The 24,198-nt window shown below is 27.6% G+C and carries 24 protein-coding genes; 9 read left to right on the forward strand and 15 right to left on the reverse strand.

Going from position 1 to position 24,198, the window contains the following annotated elements; translation table 11 throughout:
• Positions 1 to 7 precede the first annotated feature (7 nt).
• The 5 genes from HMPREF0202_RS07875 to dhaK form a co-directional block, all read right to left on the reverse strand.
• Entirely contained in the window at positions 8 to 193 is a 186-nt protein-coding gene (locus tag HMPREF0202_RS07875; protein WP_023050351.1) for a DUF1858 domain-containing protein, read from the reverse strand.
• Entirely contained in the window at positions 183 to 872 is a 690-nt protein-coding gene (locus tag HMPREF0202_RS07880; RefSeq protein WP_040406904.1) for a nitrite/sulfite reductase domain-containing protein, read from the reverse strand. The genes HMPREF0202_RS07875 and HMPREF0202_RS07880 overlap by 11 nt, the downstream gene beginning before the upstream one ends.
• 131 nt (positions 873 to 1,003) lie before the next feature.
• The gene (gene dhaM / locus HMPREF0202_RS07885) at positions 1,004 to 1,399 is read right to left on the reverse strand and encodes a dihydroxyacetone kinase phosphoryl donor subunit DhaM (protein ID WP_023050353.1); all 396 of its coding nucleotides are present in this window, start codon (positions 1,397 to 1,399) and stop codon (positions 1,004 to 1,006) included.
• Between the two features lie 8 nt (positions 1,400 to 1,407).
• Positions 1,408 to 2,016 (reverse strand): dihydroxyacetone kinase subunit DhaL, encoded by a 609-nt coding sequence (dhaL, locus tag HMPREF0202_RS07890; RefSeq protein WP_023050354.1) that lies wholly within the window; start codon positions 2,014 to 2,016, stop codon positions 1,408 to 1,410.
• A gap of 8 nt (positions 2,017 to 2,024) precedes the next feature.
• A complete protein-coding gene (gene dhaK, locus HMPREF0202_RS07895) occupies positions 2,025 to 3,017 on the reverse strand; it encodes a dihydroxyacetone kinase subunit DhaK (protein WP_023050355.1) in 993 nt (330 codons plus the stop codon).
• A 156-nt stretch (positions 3,018 to 3,173) separates the two neighbouring features.
• Between dhaK and HMPREF0202_RS07900 the strand changes: the two genes are divergently transcribed.
• Positions 3,174 to 3,401 (forward strand): hypothetical protein, encoded by a 228-nt coding sequence (locus HMPREF0202_RS07900; protein WP_023050356.1) that lies wholly within the window; start codon positions 3,174 to 3,176, stop codon positions 3,399 to 3,401.
• A gap of 54 nt (positions 3,402 to 3,455) precedes the next feature.
• Here HMPREF0202_RS07900 and HMPREF0202_RS07905 read toward each other — a convergent pair whose 3' ends face one another.
• The 3 genes from HMPREF0202_RS07905 to HMPREF0202_RS07915 all read right to left on the reverse strand — a co-directional run bounded on the left by HMPREF0202_RS07905 (position 3,456) and on the right by HMPREF0202_RS07915 (position 6,867).
• On the reverse strand, positions 3,456 to 4,580 hold the full coding sequence (locus tag HMPREF0202_RS07905; protein WP_040406906.1) for an ABC transporter ATP-binding protein: 1,125 nt from the start codon (positions 4,578 to 4,580) through the stop codon (positions 3,456 to 3,458).
• Between the two features lie 113 nt (positions 4,581 to 4,693).
• The gene (locus HMPREF0202_RS07910; protein ID WP_023050358.1) at positions 4,694 to 5,698 is read right to left on the reverse strand and encodes an aldose epimerase family protein; all 1,005 of its coding nucleotides are present in this window, start codon (positions 5,696 to 5,698) and stop codon (positions 4,694 to 4,696) included.
• Positions 5,695 to 6,867 (reverse strand): ROK family transcriptional regulator, encoded by a 1,173-nt coding sequence (locus tag HMPREF0202_RS07915; protein WP_023050359.1) that lies wholly within the window; start codon positions 6,865 to 6,867, stop codon positions 5,695 to 5,697. Before HMPREF0202_RS07915 ends, HMPREF0202_RS07910 begins: the two co-directional genes overlap by 4 nt.
• A 184-nt stretch (positions 6,868 to 7,051) precedes the next feature.
• On the opposite strand from HMPREF0202_RS07915, the gene HMPREF0202_RS07920 reads away from it, so the two are divergent.
• From HMPREF0202_RS07920 to HMPREF0202_RS07935, 4 genes are read left to right on the forward strand one after another with little or no spacing between them, the layout of a single operon-like run.
• A complete protein-coding gene (locus HMPREF0202_RS07920; RefSeq protein ID WP_023050360.1) occupies positions 7,052 to 8,239 on the forward strand; it encodes a galactokinase in 1,188 nt (395 codons plus the stop codon).
• Positions 8,239 to 9,726 carry a UDP-glucose--hexose-1-phosphate uridylyltransferase gene (galT, locus tag HMPREF0202_RS07925; protein WP_023050361.1) on the forward strand — a complete coding sequence of 496 codons (1,488 nt, stop codon included), beginning with the start codon at positions 8,239 to 8,241 and terminating at the stop codon, positions 9,724 to 9,726. The genes HMPREF0202_RS07920 and galT overlap by 1 nt, the downstream gene beginning before the upstream one ends.
• A 31-nt stretch (positions 9,727 to 9,757) precedes the next feature.
• Positions 9,758 to 10,045: a GIY-YIG nuclease family protein gene (locus HMPREF0202_RS07930; protein ID WP_040406934.1), complete on the forward strand. Its 288-nt coding sequence runs from the start codon at positions 9,758 to 9,760 to the stop codon at positions 10,043 to 10,045.
• Between the two features lie 15 nt (positions 10,046 to 10,060).
• Positions 10,061 to 10,849 (forward strand): sulfite exporter TauE/SafE family protein, encoded by a 789-nt coding sequence (locus tag HMPREF0202_RS07935; protein WP_040406909.1) that lies wholly within the window; start codon positions 10,061 to 10,063, stop codon positions 10,847 to 10,849.
• Positions 10,850 to 10,901: 52 nt separating this feature from the next.
• Here the strand turns inward: HMPREF0202_RS07935 and HMPREF0202_RS07940 are convergent, their stop codons facing one another.
• The 7 genes from HMPREF0202_RS07940 to HMPREF0202_RS07970 form a co-directional block, all read right to left on the reverse strand.
• Positions 10,902 to 11,930: a M42 family metallopeptidase gene (locus HMPREF0202_RS07940; RefSeq protein WP_023050364.1), complete on the reverse strand. Its 1,029-nt coding sequence runs from the start codon at positions 11,928 to 11,930 to the stop codon at positions 10,902 to 10,904.
• A gap of 84 nt (positions 11,931 to 12,014) precedes the next feature.
• The gene (locus tag HMPREF0202_RS07945; protein ID WP_023050365.1) at positions 12,015 to 13,529 is read right to left on the reverse strand and encodes an ABC transporter substrate-binding protein; all 1,515 of its coding nucleotides are present in this window, start codon (positions 13,527 to 13,529) and stop codon (positions 12,015 to 12,017) included.
• Positions 13,530 to 13,661: 132 nt separating this feature from the next.
• Positions 13,662 to 15,071, reverse strand: coding sequence for an alpha/beta hydrolase (locus tag HMPREF0202_RS07950; protein WP_040406911.1), 1,410 nt, complete (start codon positions 15,069 to 15,071; stop codon positions 13,662 to 13,664).
• 108 nt (positions 15,072 to 15,179) lie between these two features.
• The gene (locus HMPREF0202_RS07955) at positions 15,180 to 15,404 is read right to left on the reverse strand and encodes a YMGG-like glycine zipper-containing protein (protein WP_023050367.1); all 225 of its coding nucleotides are present in this window, start codon (positions 15,402 to 15,404) and stop codon (positions 15,180 to 15,182) included.
• A gap of 78 nt (positions 15,405 to 15,482) precedes the next feature.
• Positions 15,483 to 15,722 (reverse strand): TIGR03905 family TSCPD domain-containing protein, encoded by a 240-nt coding sequence (locus HMPREF0202_RS07960; RefSeq protein ID WP_023050368.1) that lies wholly within the window; start codon positions 15,720 to 15,722, stop codon positions 15,483 to 15,485.
• 45 nt (positions 15,723 to 15,767) lie between these two features.
• Positions 15,768 to 16,184, reverse strand: a complete 417-nt coding sequence (locus HMPREF0202_RS07965) for an RrF2 family transcriptional regulator (RefSeq protein ID WP_040406913.1) — start codon at positions 16,182 to 16,184, stop codon at positions 15,768 to 15,770.
• 94 nt (positions 16,185 to 16,278) lie between these two features.
• A complete protein-coding gene (locus tag HMPREF0202_RS07970; protein ID WP_023050370.1) occupies positions 16,279 to 16,485 on the reverse strand; it encodes a hypothetical protein in 207 nt (68 codons plus the stop codon).
• A gap of 177 nt (positions 16,486 to 16,662) precedes the next feature.
• On the opposite strand from HMPREF0202_RS07970, the gene HMPREF0202_RS07975 reads away from it, so the two are divergent.
• The 4 genes from HMPREF0202_RS07975 (at position 16,663) to HMPREF0202_RS07990 (ending at position 24,141) form a co-directional block, all read left to right on the forward strand.
• A complete protein-coding gene (locus HMPREF0202_RS07975; protein ID WP_023050371.1) occupies positions 16,663 to 17,355 on the forward strand; it encodes a hypothetical protein in 693 nt (230 codons plus the stop codon).
• Positions 17,356 to 17,408: 53 nt separating this feature from the next.
• Positions 17,409 to 19,241: a sigma factor-like helix-turn-helix DNA-binding protein gene (locus tag HMPREF0202_RS07980; RefSeq protein WP_023050372.1), complete on the forward strand. Its 1,833-nt coding sequence runs from the start codon at positions 17,409 to 17,411 to the stop codon at positions 19,239 to 19,241.
• Positions 19,242 to 19,351: 110 nt separating this feature from the next.
• The gene (locus HMPREF0202_RS07985; RefSeq protein WP_023050373.1) at positions 19,352 to 22,213 is read left to right on the forward strand and encodes a UvrD-helicase domain-containing protein; all 2,862 of its coding nucleotides are present in this window, start codon (positions 19,352 to 19,354) and stop codon (positions 22,211 to 22,213) included.
• A complete protein-coding gene (locus tag HMPREF0202_RS07990; RefSeq protein ID WP_023050374.1) occupies positions 22,210 to 24,141 on the forward strand; it encodes a [FeFe] hydrogenase, group A in 1,932 nt (643 codons plus the stop codon). The genes HMPREF0202_RS07985 and HMPREF0202_RS07990 overlap by 4 nt, the downstream gene beginning before the upstream one ends.
• Positions 24,142 to 24,198 lie beyond the last annotated feature (57 nt).

Raw genomic sequence — 24,198 nt, forward strand, 5'->3', positions numbered from 1 at the left:
CACCTCTCTATTTTTTATTTAATTTTTCTAAAACTTCATTTATATTCAATCCATGAATCTCACATGCCTGTTCTAAAGTTTCCATTTGTGCTGACGGGCATCCTATACATCCCATCCCATATCCCATTAAAATTTCTACTGCCATTGGATTTATTTCAATAATATCTGCTATTATAGTATCCTTAGTTATCATTTTTTTCCTCCTTTAATTTTTTTTCTTTTATAATATCACTTCTAAACTTATCTATTGTTATTCTATCTATAAAATGACCTAACTTTTCTCCCATTTGAGCATTTTCATTATAATACTCCAATACAGTTTTTACTAAAAGGTACGCTTCATTTTCAGAAAGATTTTTAATTAAAATATCTGCATTTCTAGGATTAAAACCTGCACTTCCACCAACTGTAATAAAAAGTTTCCCATCCATATCTACAATAACACCAATATCTTTAGAATAAGCACTTGTACATGCGTTTCTACATCCAACTACTGCTATTTTAGTTCTACATGGAAGTTCCATTCCATGAAAATCATTACTAATTTTCATACCTAAACCTATTGTAGGATATTTTGATCTTTTGCAAAAATTTGCAGGACAAATTTCTACATTTTTTACAGAATTTTGGGTTTTTACAGCTGGTTCCATTTCTAACTCGTTCCAAACACTAGCTAAGTCTTCTTCTTTCAAATTTGTTATTAAAATTCTTTGTCCCGATGTAATTTTTAAAACACCTTTATATTTTTTAGCAACTTCTGCTATTTTTATTAGTGTATTTGGTGTTACAAATCCTCCTGGAATATGGGGTGTTATTCCATATGTTTTTTTACCATTCTTAATCTTTTGTAAATTTCCTCCAAAATTTCCCACAATATCCTCTCCTTTCTCTTTTGAATATATAATATATCTTTTTAGACAATTTTTCTGTAACATAAGTTACATTTTTTATTTTTTTATATAAAAATAAGCTATTAAAATATAACTTTAATAGCTTGTACTCTCTATATCTTACTTAAAAACTTTAACTCTTTTAATTCATCTTCTAACTCTTTTAAAGTTAATTTATCATCATTTATCGCCATTCCCATTAATACACCTTCAACTAAAGGAGCATCCATTATTTTTATTTTTTCTTTATCATAATCCTCATCTAAAAATTCTAACGCCAACTCTGCATTTAATATTGAACTTCCTAAATCACCAAAAATAGCAACTCCTCCTTTTATATATGCTTTTTTTATGGCTTCCGCTATAATTAAAGGATTTGATCCTAGATAATCTTCATCTGTTCCACTTCCATTTACTACAGGAAAGTTATATTTTTTCATTTCATTACAAAGTTCGATAACTTCATCAGCTAAACGTTTACTATGAGAAACAATTACGAAACCTAACATTTTATCACCTACTTTAAATTTTTACAGATTGTATCAATAATTAAATATGAAGACATTGCTCCTGGATCTATGTGACCAATACTCCTTGCTCCTAGGTAGCTCGCTCTTCCTTTTGTTGCTAACATATTTTCAGTTGATTCCATTCCATCTTTTGCTGTTATTTGAATTTTTTTTAATAATGCATCTAAAGAATCTTCTTTATTATTTTTTAATACCTCAACTACTGGTACTATTGTATCTAGCATTGTTTTCTCGCCACACTGAGCCTTCCCTCTCATTTTTATCCCTTCTACCATTGCTTCAGCTGCTTTTACTATGTTATTCCTATCTAATATATCAACTCCCTTTAAAGTTTGAGCTACTTTCATTAATCCAGTTCCATATATTGCTCCTGATGCTCCACCTACATTAGATATTAGTATCATTGCCATTTTATTGAAACAATCTGAATAATTAAGGCTTTTTAATATTTCACTTTCATCTTTAATTTTTTGAAAACCTCTAGATAGATTTACACCATGATCACTATCACCAATTTCTCTATCTAATTCACTTAAATAATCTTTATTTTCATATATTCTATCTGCTATTTTATCTATTAAAGTTATTAATTCCATCTGTCCTCCTAGAATGTTTTTAACGCCACAGTATCAGATTTAGCATTTAATAATTTTTCAATTTCATCATTAAGTTTTAATATTGTAATTGAAAATCCTCCCATATCTAAAGATGTCATATAATTTCCTACTAAAGTTTTTTCTATGATAATATTTTTTTCCTTTAAAATATCTGTAACTCTATTATTAACTATAAATAGTTCTATTAAAGTGGTTTCTCCTAATCCATTTATCAAAACCGCCACTTTCTCATTCTCTATTTTAGACTCTTTCAATATTTTTTCTAAAAGATGATCTACATGTGTATTTGCATCTACAAACTTTTCTCTATGCGTCCCAGGTTCTCCATGTATTCCTAATCCAATTTCAACTTCATCTTCCGCTAAATCAAAACTATTTTTTTCAGTAGTAAATACCATACACGACTTCAAAGACATTCCCATTGTTTTTATATTTTCTACAACAACTTTTCCAAGTTTTTCAAGATTTTCCAAAGAATATCCAGCCTCTGCTGCTGCTCCTAAAATTTTATGTACAAATACAGTTCCTGCAATTCCTCTTCTACCAACTGTATATGTACTATTTTCTACTGCTATATCATCGTCAACAATTACCTTCCCTACTTTTATTCCTTCCATTTCTGCCATTTCTGCAGCCATCTCAAAATTCATTACATCTCCACTATAATTTTTAATTATAAGAAGAACCCCTGCACCTGAGTCAACTGCTTTTATTGCTTCATAAACCTTATCAGCACTAGGAGAAGTAAATATCTCTCCAGCTACTGCCGCGTCTAACATCCCATATCCTACAAATCCTGCATGAGCTGGTTCATGACCACTTCCTCCTCCACTAATTAAAGCTACCTTTTTGTTTTTCTTTTCTTTTCTCACAATAATTGGCAAATCTTTTACACTTTCAATACTATTTGGAAATGCCTTTATCATTCCATCAATCATCTCTTTTACGATATTTTCTTTTTTATTGATAAGTTTCTTCATAAATCTCCTCCTATTTTGAGTTATTTCAATATCTCTATATACTTTAATTTTTCTTTTTTGTCAAATACAATAAAAACTATAAAATTCTTTGTAGGATTTTTATCAATTCTTTAGTAGAAAGTAACATAAGCTAATTAAGCTAAGGGAGGAATAAAAATGGAAATGAATAAGAGTGAAGCTTTAAAAATTTATAAACAATATTTTAATGATGGAGAGTTTATTGATTTTTTAGAATCTCCATATATTGTTGAAGACTCAGATGACTTCGAAGATTATTATCCAGAAGGAACACCTAATCTATTTTCAAAAGAAGCAAGTTCTTTGTTTTTTACAGCTTATAAATTAAACGAAGATTTGTTATCTATTACAGTAGAAAATAAATAAAGTTAACATAAGAAAGAGGCCTTTAAAAAAAGACCTCTTTTTATATTCATACTATTAAATTGTTATATTTTTTTCTGTTTCTATATCAAATAAATGACACTTATCCATTTCGAAATAGAAATTTTCTTGTTGATTAAAGTTTGCTCCTGTAGATTTCTCTGCTGGAATTCTTGCTGTATATTGTGCATCTCCTATAAAGAAATAGATAAACTCTTCATTACCCATTTGCTCTACTATATTTACTTTTCCTACTAATGATGAATCACCAGGTTTTGCTGTATTTTTATTTCCTACATTTTCTGGTCTTATTCCAAACCATACATCTTTCCCTACGTGTCCTTTTACTTTTTCAGCTTTTTCCTTTGGTAACTCTAATTCATCCCCATTAGTTAATTTTACAAATAATTTGTTTTCTTTTGATATTAAAGATGCCTTCACAATATTCATTGCTGGCGAACCAATAAATCCTGCTACGAATTTATTTGCCGGAGTATTATATAGATTTAATGGTGTATCAACTTGCATAATTTTTCCATAATTTAATACACAAATTCTATCTCCCATTGTCATAGCTTCAACCTGATCATGTGTTACGTAAATCATTGTTGCATTTTGACCTTCTTCTTTTAATTGCTTATGAAGTTGAGTTATTCTTACTCTCATAGAAACTCTTAATTTTGCATCTAAGTTTGATAGTGGTTCATCAAATAAAAATACTTCTGGCTTTCTTACAATAGCTCTTCCTACAGCAACCCTTTGTCTTTGTCCTCCAGACATCTCTTTAGGTTTTCTATCTAAAAGATCTGTAATCTCAAGTTTCTCAGCTGCCTCTTTAACTCTTTTATCAATCTCATTTTTAGGAACTTTTGCCATTTTAAGTCCAAATGCCATGTTATCATAAACTGTCATATGTGGATATAGAGCATAGTTTTGGAAAACCATTGCGATTCCTCTATCTTTTGGAGGTAAGTCATTAACTAGCTTCTCTCCTATATAGATTTCTCCACCTGTAATCTCTTCTAAACCTGCAACCATTCTAAGAGTAGTTGATTTTGCACAACCAGATGGTCCTACAAATACCATGAACTCTCCATCTTTAATATTAAGGTCGATACCATGAACTGCCTTAAATCCATTAGGATACTGTTTTTCTACTTTTTTTAGTACTACTTCTGCCATATTAATTCTTCCTCCTTGTTTTTTACTAAATCTGAGGTTATTATATAGCATCTTTTTATTTTTTTCAACTATTTTTGTTTATTTTTAACTCTTTTTTTACATTTATTTTACAATTAGTTATTAAATTCGAATGTTGTATATGTATAATACTCTATTTTATTATTATAAATTTTAGCCTTTTCTGGCATAAAGTTAAAAATATCTGGATAATCTTGCATTTCAAAACATATTCCATTATGCTTTTTATCTAAAAAATTTCCTGTATAAATAACTGCTACAGGTTCACTAGATTTTACTTTAATGTTTCTTCCTGATTCCTCATCCTTTAACTCAATATCAAAATTATATTTTTTTGATAATTCAAAAGGATGATCAATTCCTCCTCCAACAATCTCTACTTGTTTATGTGATAACTGTAATATATCTCCTAATTTTTGAAAGTTTTCAAAATTAACAAAATTATCTTCTCTCTCCATTTTTAAAGGAACTGTATTTTCATCTACCCAACCATAACCCTCTGCATTAACTTTTAAAAATTGTTCTTTTATATCATATTTCGCTTCACCACTCAAATTAAAATATGAATGGTTTGTTAAATTTATATATGTATCTCTATCACTGTCTCCAAAATATTCTATTTTCAATTCATTTTTCTCTAAAGTATATATAACTTTAAAATCTACTTCTCCTGGAAATCCATTTTCTAAGTGAGGACTTTTATATGTTAAAGTTAAAATTCCTTTATTATCAGAAACTTTTGCATCACCCTTCCACACTTTCGCATTTAAACCATTAGGACCTCCATGTAAATTATTTCCTCCATTATTTTTTTGCAGTTCATAAATTTTATTTCCTATTTTTAAAATTCCATCTTTTGTTCTTCCAGCTACTCTTCCTGTTATACATCCATAAAAATATTCATTTTTTTCATATTCTCCTAGAGTTTTATATCCCAAAACTATATTCTCAAAATTTCCGTTTTTATCAGAAGTTTTTAAAGATTTTATAATTCCCCCCAAAGAAATAATTTCTAAATCAACAAATTCATTTTTCAAATTATACAAAAATACTTCTTCACCATTAAAAGTTGTTCCAAACTCTGTAATATTTAATTTCAAACCTCATCCCTCCACATATTTTTTTTAAATAAATTATGTCTTACAACCGATATTGGGTTATAAGTATGCATTTCATCTAACATATTTGAAACTATTAAATCATATTTTTGTTCCTCTAAAGTAACTTTTTGTAATTCTAATTTCAAAGTATTTAAAAGTAAATTTTCTTTAAATAATTCACCTACTAAAATTATTTTTTCTGGATTTATTAAAGAGATTATCATATCTATACTGTGAGCAATTATAACCATAGCTTCTGTGCTAACCTTTGTACTTAAAAAATCTCTCTCTTTAACTCCTTGTAATACATCTAGAATCCCAATTGTTCCTTTGGTATTTAATTTTTCTTTTAATGAACTATAGTTATTTAATTTAATCATAGAAACAAGTCTATTTATTATCGCTTTATTTGAAGCCTCAGCTTCTAAACACCCTCTTTTTCCACAAGAACATCTTCTTAAACTACTTCTATCCATAACTACATGACCAATCTCTCCAGAAATAAATCCGTGGCCTGATAATAAATTCCCATTTACAAATATTGAACTTCCAATTCCCTCTGAAACATTTAAAACTACATAATTTTCACTATCTTGAGCTCCACCAAAATATTTTTCTGTTAATGCCATAGCTCTAACATCATTTTCTATCAGAGTAGGTAAATTAAATCTTTTTTCAATTCTATCTCTTATATCGATTTTTTTTCTTTTATAGTGAGGAGAAAATATAATAACTCCCTTCTCTGAGTTTATAAGTCCAGTTATTGCCATCGATATAACTTTTATTCCTTTTTCCTCTTCTAATTCTTTTTCAATAATTGTTTCTAAATAATCTATTAACTCTTTATCTTCTGATATTTTATAACTTTTTGTTTTAACTATTTCCCCAGCTACATTTCCAACTGATATTACCAACGATGTAGGAGTTAATGATATTCCCAAAATTTTTCCTACCCAATATTTATTCAAAGATAAATCTATCGCTCTTCTCCCACCAGTTGATTCTCTTTGAGACACCTCTAAAACTATCCCACATTGTAATAAAGGTTCAATCGATTTTGTTATAGCTGCTGGTGTCAACTCTAACTCCTCTGCTATCCTTTTTCTTGATATTTTATTTTTATTTTTAATCATCTCTAATATTCTTAGTTGAGATTGTGTAAAATCCATATATTCCTCCCTAATTCTATATAATTTATAATACCTCTATCCAAGTCTCTAAGTCAATGTATTTAACACTAACTTTTTTAACTTTTTTAATTAACTTTGTTCTAAAATTATATTTTTACTTTTAAGTAATCTATTTTTAAAGTATACTCAAATCAAAATAAACAAAATAAAGGGGAGATTATTTATGGAACTTATCAATAACTTAGTAAAAAATTTTAAAAAAGAATTTAAAAAAGATGATAAAACTTCAGTTGAAGTTTTCTTTGCACCTGGTAGAGTTAATTTAATTGGAGAACATATTGATTACAACGGTGGTAAAGTTTTTCCATGTGCATTAGACTTTGGTACTTATGCTGTTGTAACTAAGAGAGAGGATAACATTTTTAGAATGTCTTCTGAAAATTTTAAAGATTTAGGAATTATTGAATTTTCTTTAGATTCTTTAATATATGACAAAAAAGATGATTGGGCTAATTATCCAAAAGGTGTTGTAAAAACTTTTTTAGATTCTGGGTTTAATATAAATAGTGGATTTGATGTTTTATTCTTTGGAAATATTCCAAATGGTGCAGGTTTATCATCTTCTGCTTCTATTGAAGTTTTAACATCAGTTATCCTTAAATCTCTATTTAATTTAGATATTAATATGGTTGATATGGTTAAATTAAGTCAAAAAACAGAGAACGAATTTATTGGTGTTAATTGTGGAATTATGGATCAATTTTCTATTGGAATGGGTAAGAAAGATCACGCTATACTTTTAGACTGTAATACACTTGAGTATTCTTATGCTCCATTTATTTTAAATAATGCGTCTATTATTATTGCAAATACAAATAAAAGAAGAGGTCTTGGTGAATCTAAATATAATGAAAGAAGAGCTTCTTGTGAAAACGCACTAAAAGATTTAAAAGATAATGGTATTAACATTAATGCTCTTTGTGATATGGATTCAGAAAAATTTGAAAATACAAAACATTTTATAAAGTCTGAAGAAGCTATACCTAGAGTTAGACATGCTGTTACTGAAAATGAAAGAGTTTTAAAAGCTATGAAATGTTTAAAAGACGGAGATATCTTAACTTTTGGAAAACTTATGAATGATTCTCACAAATCTTTAAAAGATGATTATGAAGTTACTGGTCTTGAACTTGATAGCTTAGTTGAAGCAGCTTGGGAAGAAGAGGGAACTATCGGTTCTAGAATGACAGGTGCAGGATTTGGTGGTTGTACTGTTTCTTTAGTTAAAAATGATTGTATTGAAAAATTTATTGAAAATGTTGGTAAAAAATACAAGGAAAAAACAGGGCTAGAAGCAACATTCTATATTGGTAATCCAGGAGATGGAGCTAAAAAGTTAGGTGATTTTTAATGATTAACTCTTTAATACAAGAACTGTTAAACTACGGATTACAAAAAAAACTAATCGATTCATGTGAAGAGATTTACTCTAGAAATCTTTTACTCGATGTTTTAAATTTAAAAGAGTGGAAAAAAGAAGAACCTAAAACAGGAAGAGATCTTGAAATTATACTTCTAGATATTTGTCATTGGGCTATTGAAAATAGTTTGATTAATGATTCTCCATCTGAAATGGAACTTTTAGATACTAAATTAATGAATTGTATCACTCCAAGACCGAAAGAAGTTATTAATAAGTTCAATAATGATTTTAAAATTTCACCTGAAAAAGCAACAGCTAACTACTATGAATTCTCAAAAAATACCAATTATATTAGAGATGCTCGAATTAAAAGAAATTTACATTGGTTTTCGAATACTCCCTACGGCGATTTAGAAATAACTATTAATTTGGCTAAACCTGAAAAAGATCCTAAAGATATTGAAAGAGAAAAAAATATGCCTAAGTCTTCTTATCCTAGTTGTCTTTTGTGTTTAGACAATGTGGGATATAGTGGAAGATTAAATCATCCAGCTAGACAAACACATAGAGTTATTCCTATGAATTTAAAGTCTGAAAATTGGTATTTTCAATTTTCTCCATATGTTTATTATAATGAACACTCTATAGTTTTTTGTGAAGATCACAGACCTATGAAAATGGGCAAAGATACTTTTGATAGACTTTTAGAATTTATTGAAATCTTTCCACATTATTGTATTGGTTCTAATGCTGATTTACCTATAGTTGGGGGATCAATTTTATCTCATGATCATTACCAAGCTGGAAAGCATACATTCCCTATGGAGAAAGCTCCAATCGAAAATAAATTTCAAATGAAAGATTTTCCTGAAGTTAGTTGCGGAACCATTAAATGGCCTATGTCTGTTATTAGAATATCTTCAAAAAATAAGGAAACTCTATCTGAAGCAGCTGAATATATTTTTGAAAAATGGAAAAATTATAGTGATGAAACTGTTGATATTATAGCTTATTCTGAAGGTATTCCTCACAATACCGTTACTCCTATTGCTAGAAAAGTAGGCGATGAATATCAAATAGATTTAGCTTTAAGAAATAATATAACCTCTGATGAACACCCTATGGGAATATTCCATCCTCATTCTGAAGTTCACAATATAAAAAAAGAAAATATAGGACTTATTGAAGTTATGGGACTTGCTATTTTACCTGGAAGACTTCAAGAAGAAATGATTCTTTTAGAAAAAGAATTACAAAATCCAAATTGGCAAATTACTTTAAAAGAGAATCCTACTCTTGGTAAACATTATGATTGGATTAAAAATATAGTGTCAAAAAGAGACAATATTGTAACATTAGATATTTTAAAAGAAGAGATAGGAAAAACTTTCTCTACAGTTTTAGAGCATGCTGGGGTCTTCAAAAGAGATGATACTGGAAAAAAAGCTTTTAAAAACTTCACAGACACATTATAATATTTTATATAACTATTATAATGAGGATAATATGAATAATTCAAATAAAAAATGGTACGTTTATATTTTAAGATGTGAAAACAACTCTTTATATACGGGTATTACAACAGATGTTACAAAGCGATTTCAACAACATATTAGTGGAAAAGGAGCTAAATATACAAAAATTTATAAACCTACAAAAATTGAGGTTGTTTTTATTAAAGAAAATAGATCTGAAGCATCTAAAGAGGAGATTCGAATTAAAAAACTAACTAAGTTAGAAAAAGAGAGATTGTGTAAAAATACATTTAATGATATACTCAAAACAAATAATTAACTAGGGGGCGTTTTAATGTTGGAAACCTTTTTTTCAGAGATTTCTTTAATTAACTTTATGTTTTTAGCTTCAGCTTGCTTCTGTGCAGCATTTGTTGATGCTATTGCTGGTGGGGGTGGACTAATTAGCTTACCAGCTTTTTTAGCTGCAGGATTAGATCCTCATATGGCACTTGGAACAAATAAACTAGCAGCTTTTTTTTCAAGTAGTGGTAGTGCTTTTAAATTTGCTCGTTCTGGAAAAATAAATTGGGATTTAATTAAATATCTAATTCCTTTTTCTTTTATTGGAGCTATTTTAGGAGTTAAAGCGGTTATTTTGATTGATTCAAAATATTTATATCCTATTGCATTCTTTTTACTAGTTTTTGTTCTTATTTATACTTTAAAAAATAAAAATTTAGGTAGCCATGATAATTTTCAAGGCGTAAATTCAAAAAATTTAAAACTTGGAATCTTAATGGCATTTTCTCTTGGATTTTATGATGGGTTCTTTGGTCCTGGAACAGGTTCATTTATAATATTTGGATTTATTGAAATTTTTAAATTAGATTTCATCAGAGCAAGTGGAAATTCAAAATTTTTAAATTTAGCTAGTAATATTGCTAGTGTTATAACATTTATATACTATGGAAAAATTGCTTATATGTATGCCCTTACAGTTGGAGTTGTAATGCTAATTGGAGCTAATGTTGGTGCAAAAGTCGCTGTTACAAGAGGTACAAAGTTCATAAGACCTGTTTTTCTTGTTATAACAACTATTGTTACTGCTAAAATGGCTATAACTTTTTTACAACAACTATAAATATAATTAAATAATAAAAACCCTCTAATTAAAGAAGAGGGTTTTTTATTATTTAAAAGTATGCTATTAACAGTTTTATAGTTTCTACTATCCCATCTACATGAGTTCTTTCATAGTGATGCGTTGCATCAACATTTGGTCCTATACAAGCATATCTTAAATCTGCACCTTGAAGAATTGATGCTGTAGCATCTGATCCATATCTATTATAAACACCTACTGTATAATGGATACCATTTTTATCAGCTGCCTCTTGTAATTTTTTTCTTATTTTTAAATCATAAACTGTTTTATTATCTCTTGCAGCAATACTAACTTTTTTCTCATCACCGTGAGCATCATCAGCTACAAGTCCAATATCTAATGCTACAAACTCATCTACATCTTTTGGTATTTCTGATACTCCATGCCCTACCTCTTCAAAATTTGAAAAATAAACATATAAATTATTATTTGGTTTTTTATTATTATCTTTTAAATATTTTAGATAAGCTAATACTTGAGCTACACAAAGCTTGTCATCTAAGTATCTTGATTTTATGTATCCTGATTCTGTTATTTTAGTTTTAGTATAATAACTTACAAAATCTCCTTGGCAAATTCCAAGAGCTCTCGTATCACTTTCAGAGTATACCTCTTCATCTAATCTAACTTCCATATTTTCAGCTATCCTTGGCATTTCTCTTGGAATATCTCCATATACATGAACTGATGCTTTAATAGGTAATAATGTTCCTTCGTATTCTTTATCATCTAAAGTATGAATAATAACATTTTCTCCTTCTACAGATCCCCAAGCATATCCTCCGATATTTATAAGCTCTAAACGACCATTACTTTTTACTTTTTTTACTACAGCGCCTAGTGTATCAACATGAGCTGATAATAATCTTGTATAAGTAGAATCTTCCCCTTCTATTTTCACAATTAAACACCCTTTTTTACTGTAACTATATTTAAATCCTAACTTTTCCAATTCCTTAGCTATTCTATTCATAGCTTTTTCTGTATAACCAGCTGGACTTGGAATAGCTAAAATTTCTTGTGTAAATTGCAGTGTGTAATTTAAATCTAACTTCATACCCCTCAACACTCCCTTTTTTTATTTTTTATCTAAATTGTTGACTATAATACTCTTCTTCTTTACCTTTGTCAAGAAGATTTATTATTGTACTTCAATTGCTGCATAATTATGAATTGTATTAGCAACTGGAACAAAATTCTTTATTCTTTTATTTAATCCCATATTTTCATTTTTATAATACAATGGAACTAATGGATTCTCCTCTGCTAAAATTTCTTGTGCTTTTGAATAAGCTTCTATTCTTTCTGAACTCTCTGTTGATTTTCTACCTAGTTCAACCAATCTATCGTATTCAGGATTTTCAAAATTAGCTCTATTTCCAGCTCCTCCTTTATAACTACTATGTAATAAAGGAAATAAAACTATATCTGAGTCTGAAGTTCCAGCTACCCATCCCCCTATAAATACATCAAAATCTCCTTGAGCTGTCATTTGTAAGTAAGTTCCCCATTCTACAGTTTCAATTTCTGCATTTATTCCAACCTCTTTTAAATTAGCTTGTATAATCTGAGCGGCTTGTAATCTTACTGGATTATCATTAGACATAATTTTTATTGTCTTATTTTTTACTCCTGATTTTTCTAAAAGTTCTTTAGCTACTTCTGGATTATAATCTATTTTTCCAACTTTTTGATCACTTCCAAAAACTGTAGGATTTACTATTGTATTTGCCACACTCGCTTTTCCTAAATAAACTGCATCTACTATACTTTGTTTGTCTATAGCATAATTTAAAGCCTTTCTATAATCCTTATTATTAAAAGGTTCTCTTGCTGTATTTAAAGTCAAATACTCTGTTGATGTTGTAGGAAATGAAACTGCATATAAGTCCGAACTTCCTTCTACAGTTTGAACGTCAATTGGTGCAATCGTGGCTATATCAACCTCTCCTGTTTCCAATGCCGCTAATCTACTTGTATTCTCAGGAATAGCTCTAAATATTAGTTCATCTATCTTAGCTTTATCACCAAAATATTCCTCGTTAGCTACTAATTGTATTTTTTCTCCATCTCCCCAACTCTTATATTTAAATGCTCCAGTTCCCATAGCGTCTGTAGCAATATTTCCATTTTTTTCTTCTGTGTATTTTTCATTTAATATCGCAGTTAAAGGATAAGATAATGTGTACAACAGGGGTGCTGACGGTTCCTTTAATTTTATTTTAACTTCATAGTCATTTAGTGGCTCAACACTCTCAATAACGTCTAACATTACTTTTGTAGCTGGCTTTTCTACCATTCTATTTAAACTAAAAATAACATCACTTGCTTTTAATTCATCTCCATTATGAAACTTGACACCCTTTTTTAATTTTATAACTAATTCTGTCGGTGTTATATACTCGTAAGATTCAGCTAGTTCTGGAGCTATTTTTCCATTCTCATCAATCTGAAACAGTGTATTATATATCTGCTCCACTATAGAAAGCGATGGAATTTCATTATACATAGCTGGATCTAAGCTTTTAGGTTTAGATCCTAATGAAACCGTTACTACTTTAGTTTTCTCTTCATTTTTTACCCCATTCTCTTTTTCACCACAAGCACCTATAGCTAAGCAAGCTATTGCCAATCCAAATAAATACTTTTTACTCATTTTATTAAACCTCCCCAAGTTTGTAATTTTTAAAATACTACTCCTTCTTTAAAATTTTGTCAATTCAATTTTGAAAATTTTTTTCAATATATTATAAAAAAGAAAAAAAGTTATAGAAATTTTCTATAACTTTTAGTTAAGTACCATTTTTATATCATTTTCAATATATTGAAAAAATTCATTATATCTTAATCTATATAACAGATTCGGAGATAAATACAATGAATTATTTTCTCCTTTTAAATTTAAACTTCCTAATATTGAATCTCTTCCATAAATAGGATTAGATGGTGATATTGGTATCGCTACATGTGATAAAGAAAAATTAGATTCATTCCATTTAAGATTTGATTTATTTTCTTCAGAAAATACATTGTTATTATAGTTTAATATAGCTACTTCATCATCTTTTTTACTACTATAATTACTAATAAATGCTACATTAAATTTAAAATTTAATTCTGACATTTCGTCTTTTAAATTCAATTTTATTAAATTGGGTTTAAAAAAATCTTCAAATTTTCTATTTATATCAAAAATAACTAACTTATTATTTGGATTTTCCATTTTTTCAAAAATGTCATATAAATCTTTATCTAGAACAGTAGAATCTACTAATGAAGTGTAGCTATAAATAGGAGGTAAGTTCATTTTTTCCTCTTTACCCAGCTTTGAAAAATTCAGCTTTGCTTTTTTTATTAGATAATATACCTGAATCCCTGGATTTTTAGGAAAAGAGTTGTACTTACTTGGGTCATATTCTGGATTTATATCTAACCATTGAAATTTTTTAAAGTATGGAATCATACTAACCCAACTATCTAAAAAACCAAATTTTGCTGCAGAAGATACTCCCATAGCTGGTGATAACCAAAATACCTTTTGAGGAGTAGGTAACTCTTTATCTTTTTTTACACTCTGAGTTATATACTGTAAAGTTGCTGCTGCTCCTGTTGAAAATCCTACCATATAAAACTCTGGATTTTTTATATCTTTTAATTTTTCTTTTATCATTTTAGAACCAAATATTGCAGCTTCCTCAAAATCTTTTTGAGATATTTTCGGTAACTCTCCTGGAAAAGTACCATGGTATTTATATCTTAATCCCAAAACATAGTATCCCTTTTCATAAAAAATTTGACCCACGTCTCTCATCATAAAAGGTGAATCTGTTAATCCATGAAGTAAAAGTACTCCTCCTTTAATCTTTTCTGGAATAAGTTCAAAAGAACTATTTATATTTTCACCTTTTTCGTTTATTGGTGATAATATACCATTTTTAGAAAATCTTGTTAGATCATCTTTTGATTTAACTTCTACTTCTGCATAAGTTTTTTCTAAAAATTCTTTCTCTGCAACTAAATATTCATCAATTGTTTTAAATTTTTCGTACTCTGGTTCTTCATATTTACTTTTTTCATGCCATTTTTTTAATTCTGGTGCCATCTTATTGTATAAATAAGCTCTAGTAAATTGAACCACTAATATTAATATTATCAGAAAAATTAAAAATTTCTTAATTACATTGATGACTCTTTTCACAAATAATTCCCCCTTTAATTTATACTTATCTAAACTAATAAAAGCTATCATCAAACTTTTTATAAGTTGACAATAGCTTTTTACTTTTTTAATAAATTTTGTCTAGCCCTAATTTCCTAGAACATTACCTTTTTTATTATAATTATCCACTGCTGCTCCACCTAAAGCTCCAACTCCAGCTCCTATTAAAGCACCTTTAGAATCTCCTGAAATTGCTGTTCCAACCAATGCTCCAGCTCCAGCTCCTACTAATGCACTTTTCTCTCTAGATGTCATATTCGAGCAACCTACTAACATTAAACCTAAAATTAAACCTACAAATAATTTTTTCATTTTAAGGACCTCCTATAAAATTAAATCAATATAATAATTTATTTTATTATACTACTCAACTTTATAATTTCCTTGCTTTTAAACTAATTCTCTCAATAATTTAGCTAACTGATCTGGGCAAGATGTCCCTCTCTCTGAACAATCAATACCTTCTAATTTTTTTATTACATTTTCTATTGTCATTCCTTCAACTAATTTTTCAATAGCAACTGTATTACCGTCACATCCTCCGAAAAATTCAATTTTTTCAACAATGTTTCCATTTAATTTTATACCAATCTCTTTTGCACAAACACCTTTTGTTTTTAAAATTTTCATTTCCCAAAATCTCCCTTTTAAATTCTTGTTAAATATATCAGATTATTATGAGTCATATCCTGAGCAGTTTTCAAGTTTATCCATTGTTATCTTTTCTAACTCCTCTTTTATTTTTAAATTAACTCCCTCTAATTTACATCTTAATCCACATAAAGCCATTTTAGAAGTTGTACAACTTGTTTTGTCTTCAAAACATCCATTTACTTTGATTCCACCTTCTAAAACTTCTACTATATCGTATACACTTATATCTTCTGGCTTCTTTGCTGCTACATAACCACCTTTTGCACCACGAAATGATTCTACTAAATCAGATGAAGTTAATTTTCCAAGAATTTTAAGTGTAAATCTTATAGAAACACCTGAAATTTCAGAAATCTCCTTTGCATCCATTTTTCTATTTGCTTCACACAATAAAAGTACGATTCTTATACCGTAATCAACTTCTCTACTTATTAACATTGTTCCTCCAGTTTTTTTAATTTCAATACTAATATTGTAGACCATTTTTTACTATAAATCAATACATATTTTATATAAATTAATTGAAAATGCCTTATTTAAATAGGATGAAAAATAATATCACTATAAAATCTACTATAAAAATTTTGGTAAGAAGACTTTTTCTATACATTGGATTACTAAATAATCTAATATAGTCATTAATTCCTAAGTAACCTCTATATTTTTCATTCATAAAAAAATATGTAAATGCATCAAAAGTTAGTACTATTAAGTTATATATCATCAACCTTTGAACCATAATTTCCTCCTTGAACTTCTTTGATATAATAATATATTACTTTATGTATTATATAATGTCAAATATTTGAAGAATACTATATTTTAAATTGAATTTTTGATTAAAATGAATTATAATGATATCAGTTAGTATAATATCTATATATAAATAAAGTATTAATCTATAAGGGGGAGAGCTATGAGTTTTTTATTTAAACTTTTTAACAATAAGAACATCAAGGAACTCGAAAAAATCAATCTAACTTTAAGTGAAAAGTTACAAAATCTTCAAAAAGAGTTGGAGGAAAAAGAGGTTCTTATTAGTAATTACTCTTCTTTGCAATCTAAGCCAAATACTGACTATTCAAAGCAATGGCAACTTATGGAAAAAAATCTTAGAAATCTACAAGAAGAAAATAGAATGTTAAAGGAGAATTTCATTAAATTAAATAGAATTATTCCAAAACAGCAATGGCAATACTCTTTTTTAGTTGATCTTCATTATTTTTATTCAGCTAATAAGTTTGTAAGTATCAGAGAAAAGCTTTTAGAATCTGGTGTTAAATACTTACAAGAAATAAACGAGGAGATGTTTTCAACTCTTTTAAAAGAGGATCGTTATGTACAAGAGGGACTTCAAAAATTTTTAGATTATAAAAAGGGAATTATTGATTGGGATGTGAAAACTTTCTTAATGAAAGGTGATAAAGTAACTAAAATTTATCAAAAATCTAGAAAATTTTTAAACATTTTATCTGAGCAAAATATTGAATTTATGGTTGATTTAGAATCTTTTGATTTTCAATCACTTAACGAATTTGGATTTTCTCAAGAAGATATAGATGCTTTTAAACAAAAATATGAATCATATAATGCCGAAAGAAAAATATAATAGCTTTTACCTAGTTTATATATTAGGCGTAGAGTTTTGGGGAGGAAATTTTGATGAGTACATACAAATTATGGTGCAACTACCTTAGAATTGATAGATTTATTTACCCTGATGAAAAAAAATTAAAATTTTTAAATTTTTGTCAGGAAAATAATGTAATTTACCTATCTGAAATAGATGAGGAGTTACTAACTCAATACTCCAAAGTACCTGGTGTTGGTCCTGGAAGAATTGCAGATATAAAAAATGATCTGTCTGAAATTGTAGAAAGATTTTCAAAACAAAAAACTTTTAAAAAAATTGTTGATTGTCGTTTAGACAAAATAATTTTTAATATAAAGCATATTGAAGGAATAACAGTTGGAGAATTTTTAAACTATAACCAAAAGGATATCGATTCTTTACAATTAACTAGTAATGAACTTGAAAGAATATATGAGATATGTACTACTACACTTCCTCTGGAAGAAACTTTAAAAAAAATCAAAACCACTCTTTCTCAAGATGATATTCAACTTTTAGTTGATAGACTTGAAAATAATAAAACTTTAGAAGAGATTGGTACCCTAAGAAATATTAGTCGTGAAAGAACAAGACAAATTGAAATAAAATTAAAACAGATTATTGCAAATATATTTAAAAATACAAATCTAAATATTGCATTAAAAATTGAAGCTGATTTTAAAGATGAAATATCTTTAGATGAAATGTATGAGCTATTTGGTAAAAATTATCGTTTTTTAGTTAGCTTCCTGAAAAGAAATGAAATTTTCTCAAGACCTTTTTATATAGATTTCTTGGATTTATTTCTTTTCGATAGAAGAGAACGTTTCTTTAAAATTTTCTACTCATTAGAATTTACTAACATTCTGACTACAGAAAATGTTAAAACAATTAGAAGTAGTTTTAAAAGTTTTAAATGGATCACTCAAGAAGAGATTGAAAAAATAATAACAAAACTAGGTTATGAAAAACATGGAAAATATTATGTTCAAAACAGTGGATATAAAGATATTCTAGAACTTTACTTTGTTAAATTAGTTTCACATCCATTAAGAGTAGATGAAAATACAATAAAATTAATTATTGAGGATATTAACTCTAGATTAGATTATAATCTTTATTCTGAAGAGATTAAGAATATGAACGATAACACTGCAATTTACTTGGCTCGTAGATTAGAAGGTCTACTTTCAAGAATAGATGGTATTATAATGACAGATTCTAGAACTTATATTCATATAAATAAAATAAAATATAATGTTGAAGAGTTTTTAAATTTAAAAAACACTATTCTTTCTTTTAATGAAAATTATATTGATAGTATTGCTGTTTATAAAAATTTAGAAAGCATTCTAAATAGCATTGGTATTTACTCTGATCATGTTTTTTATTCGCTATTTAAGTACCACTTTGCTCAAGAGTTAAATTTAAGTACAAATGGTAATAGTAGAGTTTTAACAATTGGAGAACAAGGGTTTAATAGAGTTGATGAACTTGAAAAGTTTATTGAAACAGAAGGAAAAATACTTGAAAAAAGTTATATTCAAGAAAAACTTAATTATTCAAACGTTTCTTTAAATAACGCTATTGATAATTCAAATAAAATTATAAGTTTTGATAGATCTTTCATCGGGTTAATAAATTTTGTTCAAATGTCAAAAAATGAAATTGAACTTTTCAAAGAACTTGTTATTTCTAATGATAATGACGGAAATATATCTATTCCAGAATTAATAAGTAAAATAAATCTTAATAAAAGTTTTAAAGCTTTCATTAAGAAAAATAACATAAATAAATACTTTATCGCTTCTTTAGTTAGATATTATTTTCCTGAATATAAGGGTGGATGTAACTTACTTAGTAAAAAAAGTATTACAAAATGATTAGAGTCTGGTTAAATCTAGACTCTTTTTTCTTTTTATACTTTAAACTTCTTGAAAATTTAACTAAAATGATATAATATTTAGTTAAGTCGTATTTTTGGAGTATACCTATGAAATTTTTAATTACTGATTATTTTTTTAAAAGTATTCCCATTGAAAAAAATAAAAAAGTTCTTGATAAACTTTATTTTTTTTATAATACAATTAAAAATTATAAAATTTTGTCTTATAATCTTCCTAAAGGTTTTTGGATAAAAAAAATTGCAGGAGCTAACTCTCTTTATGAATTTAGAGTTGATAGTGGTGACCGTATTTTTTTTCTTCTTAATAGCTTTTCAAGAGATGATATTGAAGGAAATCTTATTTTCTTAATCTACTCTTCTCATGATATGGCTATAAAAAAAGCAAAACGAAAAGAGATTGATGAAAGCTCTTTAAAAGAATTCATAATCTTTGATCAAGAAGATAATATAGAATCCATTGATGAAAATTTCTTTAATTACAACAACTTAATTACATATGAAATTATTGATGATTCTCATTTTATAGAAAATTTTTATAACAAAAAATATAAATATTATTATTTAAATGATGAACAATATTCATGTCTTGTAGATTTACCTCCTCACTTTATTGCCGGAAGTGCTGGAAGTGGTAAAAGTACAATAACATTAAGAAAACTTTTAAATTTAGAAGAGAATTACGAATTTTATGATATCTCAAAAATTCTTTATTTAACAGCTAATAGATACTTAAAAGACAACTCTTTTGAGCAATATTTAGAATTCAGAAAAGAAGGCAAAAAAATTGCTGATTTTTTTACTTTAAAAGAGTTTATATGTCAAAAACTACAAGTTTCACCAAAACAAATTGTTGAATTTAATAAATTTAAAGAATTTTTTCTTCTTTCTTATCCTAATAGAAGAAAATTTAATCTTTCTATTGAAGAGATTTATTCAGAAATAAATGGAATTATTAAAGGCCTTATGATTAAAGGAAATGCTGATAATTGGAATAGAAATTTAAATCAACGTACAATAACCTTAGAAGACTACTTAAATTTAAGCTCTAAATATTCAACACTAGATAAAGAAAATCGAATGTTTTTTTATGAAGTATGTTTAAAGTTTAACCAATGGTTAGATGATAATAATCTCTTTGATTTGAATGATCTTTCTCTAACTCTTTTAAAAAAAGATATTCAGTTTGATTTTATTATAATTGATGAAGTTCAGGATTTAACTGAGTTACAGATTTTTGCTTTAACTTCTCTTGTTAAAAATAAAGAAAATTTGTTTTTGGCTGGAGATATTCATCAAATGATAAATGCTACTTTTTTTAATTTTGAAAGAATGAAAAATCTTTTTTACTCTAAATATAATAAAAAAGTTAATATAAAAATTCTTTCTAAAAATTATCGAAGTTGCAAAAAAATTGTAGATTTAGCAAATTATTTTGCTGAACTTAGAAGTTCATATATTGGAAATTTAGGGAGTGATGATTACAAAGAGATTGCTATCCAAAAAGATGGTGAAGTTAATTTAACCGGAATAAATCTCCCTCTATTAGAAAAGGCACAAAATGATGCTAATACAGCTATTGTTGTTTCTGACACTAAAACAAAAGCTGAACTTCTTGAACAATTAAATAATAAACACAGAGTTTTTTCTATTCAAGAGATTAAAGGATTAGAATATAGCAATATTATTTGTTATAATTTATCATCTACTTATAAATCTCAATGGGAAAAGATTTTTTCTAAAGCTACCAAACACGATCAAAAATATAGAAAATATTTTAATATTTTTTATGTTGGAATAACTAGAGCGCAAGAAAATCTAATTATTATGGAATCTAATATTGAAAATAATAAAGTTTTAAAAGAACTCCATAATTTTTTAACACCTAATAATAATATTAATATAACAAAGAATAATAATGATACTCTAAACGAAAAAGAGGATTGGTTAAAAGAGGGAATTAAACTTTATAAATTAGAACAATTAGAAGAAGCTCAATATGCTTTTGAAAAAGCCGGTGAACCTACATGGATTTTAGAAAGAGATCTTGAGAATGATATATCACAGCTCAATTTTAGAAATGCAATTACAAAACTTTCTAATAAATCCTTAAAAAGTAAAGAAGTTTCTTATAGAAAACTAATAATTGATACTGCCATCGAAAATAATCTTTTTTTCACTGCTGCTGAATGTAATCGTAGTTTTGGAATAGCTTATAAAGATAAAGAGATTAAAGAAGGAATCAAAAGAGGTGTTTTAGAAAATAAATACACTCAAAAAGAACTTCAAAAAATTATCCAACTTTATAAAGAAAAAAAAGACTCTAACTTTGTTGGAGATTTACTTTTAAAAATGAAAAGATTTAATGAAGCCTTAGTTTTTTATCAAAATTTAAATAATATTCCTGGTGTTAGATTAGCTCGTTGCGGAATTTTAGAAGATTATTTTAAAAATCTTCCTAATTTTCAAGATAAAATTGCGGAATTAGATGAAATTATTTTAAATAAAAATATAAATAGTTTTGATAAAAAAGATAAACTAAGTGCTTTGCAAAGAGCCTTATTAGTTAAAAATGACCCCATACTTTTTGAAATGATAATGTATCTAGGTGGAAATCTAAATACTTTTGTCAAAGGTAAAGAGCTCGTACCTTTTTATTGCTTATATACTATGAAACTATCTAAAGAGCTTCAATCAAAATTTTTAGATATTTTTATTAGATTCAACTTTAACTTTAATAATAAACTATTTTTTCCAATGTATTTAAAGAATATACTTATTTTTAAACTTTTAATACATAAAAAAGTTTTTGATTTAAATATATATCAAGATATGCTTGATGAAATGCTTAATAATTTAGCAGATATTTCTAATAATAACCTAGAAAAAAGGAAATTAATTTTATATAAGAATATAATAAAAAACTACAAAAATAAAAAGGAGAATTTATGAACAAGAAGCAAAACTTACTTAGAACAACTTTAGGTTCTGTCTTTATGGAAAGTGACCTTATGGGAGGACTTGTAGGAGAAAACAGACTAATCACAATCTCTGGAAAAATTAACAATCCAGGAATCTACGAAATCCCTGAAAATGCCACTTTAAAAGATATCCTAGATATTGCTGGTGGAATGAAAAATGGAAAAGATTTTAAAGCAGCTCAATTTGGATTACCTTTTGGAGGATTCGCTACTAAAGAAGCATTGAATGAAATTGTTGATTTTGATCACTTTTTTGATTCAAAACATCCAAAAGCACTAATCGTTTTATCTAACGAAAGTTGTATTGTTCAATTTGCTAAATACTATATTGAGTTTATTTTAGGAAAACTTTCTAAAGGAGAGTATAGAGAATATCTTATTGCAAAATTTGAAATAGAAAGATCTTGGAGAGTTTTAGATAGAATCTCTAAAGGTAAAGGAAATATGAGAGACCTTTATCTTTTAAGACAACTTTCTAAAAATATAAAAGAAACTACTCAACAAAAACATAATTTGATAGAAGAAGCTATTGATGCCTTTTATCATGAATTTGAAGAACATATTGAAGAACATAGATGTTACACTGGTGAATGTCCTCAATTAGTTAAATTTAGAATTACAAGCAAGTGTATCGGATGTACTGCTTGTGCTAGAGTTTGTCCAGTTCATTGTATTGAAGGTAAAATAAAAGAGAGACATCGTATTGATATAGAAAGATGTACTCACTGTGGTCAATGTGTTGCTGCTTGCCCAGTAAATGCAATTAATGAAGGAGATAACAGTTTAAAATTCCTTAGAGATTTATCTACACCAGGTAAAGTTGTTATAACTCAAATGGCACCTGCTGTTAGAGTTGCTTTAGGTGAAGCTTTTGGATTTGAAGCTGGAGTTAATATTGAGAAAAAAATAAACGGTGCTCTTAGAATGCTTGGAGTAGACTTTGTTTTCGATACTACTTGGGCAGCTGACCTTACTATAATGGAAGAAGCTACAGAGTTCCAACAAAGATTAGAAGCATTCTTTAAAGGTGATGACAATGTTAGATTACCTATACTTACTTCATGTTGTCCAGCTTGGGTTAAATTTATCGAGCAAAGCTATCCTGATATGCTTGATGTACCTTCAACAGTTAAGTCTCCTATGCAAATTTTCTCTACAATAGCTAAAGATATTTGGGCTAAAGAAAAAGGTTACAAAAGAGATGAAATTACAACTGTTGCTATCATGCCGTGTTTAGCTAAAAAATATGAAGCTTCTAGAGATGAATTTTCTAGAGGAGATAACTATGATACTGATTATGTTATCACTACAAGAGAATTAATAAAAATATTAAAAGAAACTGAAATTGATTTAAATGCAGTTGAAGAGGAAGAGTTTGATAATCCATTAGGAGAATACTCTGGAGCTGGTATTATTTTTGGTAGAACAGGTGGAGTTATCGAAGCTGCAACTAGATCCACTATTGAAATGATTACTGGTGAAAGAATTGATAATATTGAATTTGAAGCTTTAAGAGGTTGGGATGGATTCAGAAGTTGTGATTTAACAATTGGTCATATTGAACTAAGAATCGGTATTGCTCATGGTCTTGAAGAAGCTAAAAAAATGCTAGATAAAATTAGAAGTGGTGAAGAATTCTATCACGCTATTGAAATCATGGCATGTAAAGGAGGTTGCATCGGTGGTGGTGGACAACCTAAAGCTATAAAAAAACAAGAAACTCTTGAAAAGAGAGCACAAGGTCTAAATAATATTGATGTAGCTTCTGAATACAGAAGATCTCATGAAAATCCACAAGTGCTTGCTATTTATGAGAAGTACTTAGATTATCCTTTAAGTAGAAAGGCTCATGAGCTTTTACACACTAAATATTTCCCAAAAATAAAAACGCATAGATAATGTGATTACAAAATATAGAAGTCCATTGTGACTTCTATATTTTTATATCTTTTAACC

This window comes from Cetobacterium somerae ATCC BAA-474 (assembly GCF_000479045.1).
GTDB lineage: Bacteria > Fusobacteriota > Fusobacteriia > Fusobacteriales > Fusobacteriaceae > Cetobacterium_A > Cetobacterium_A somerae.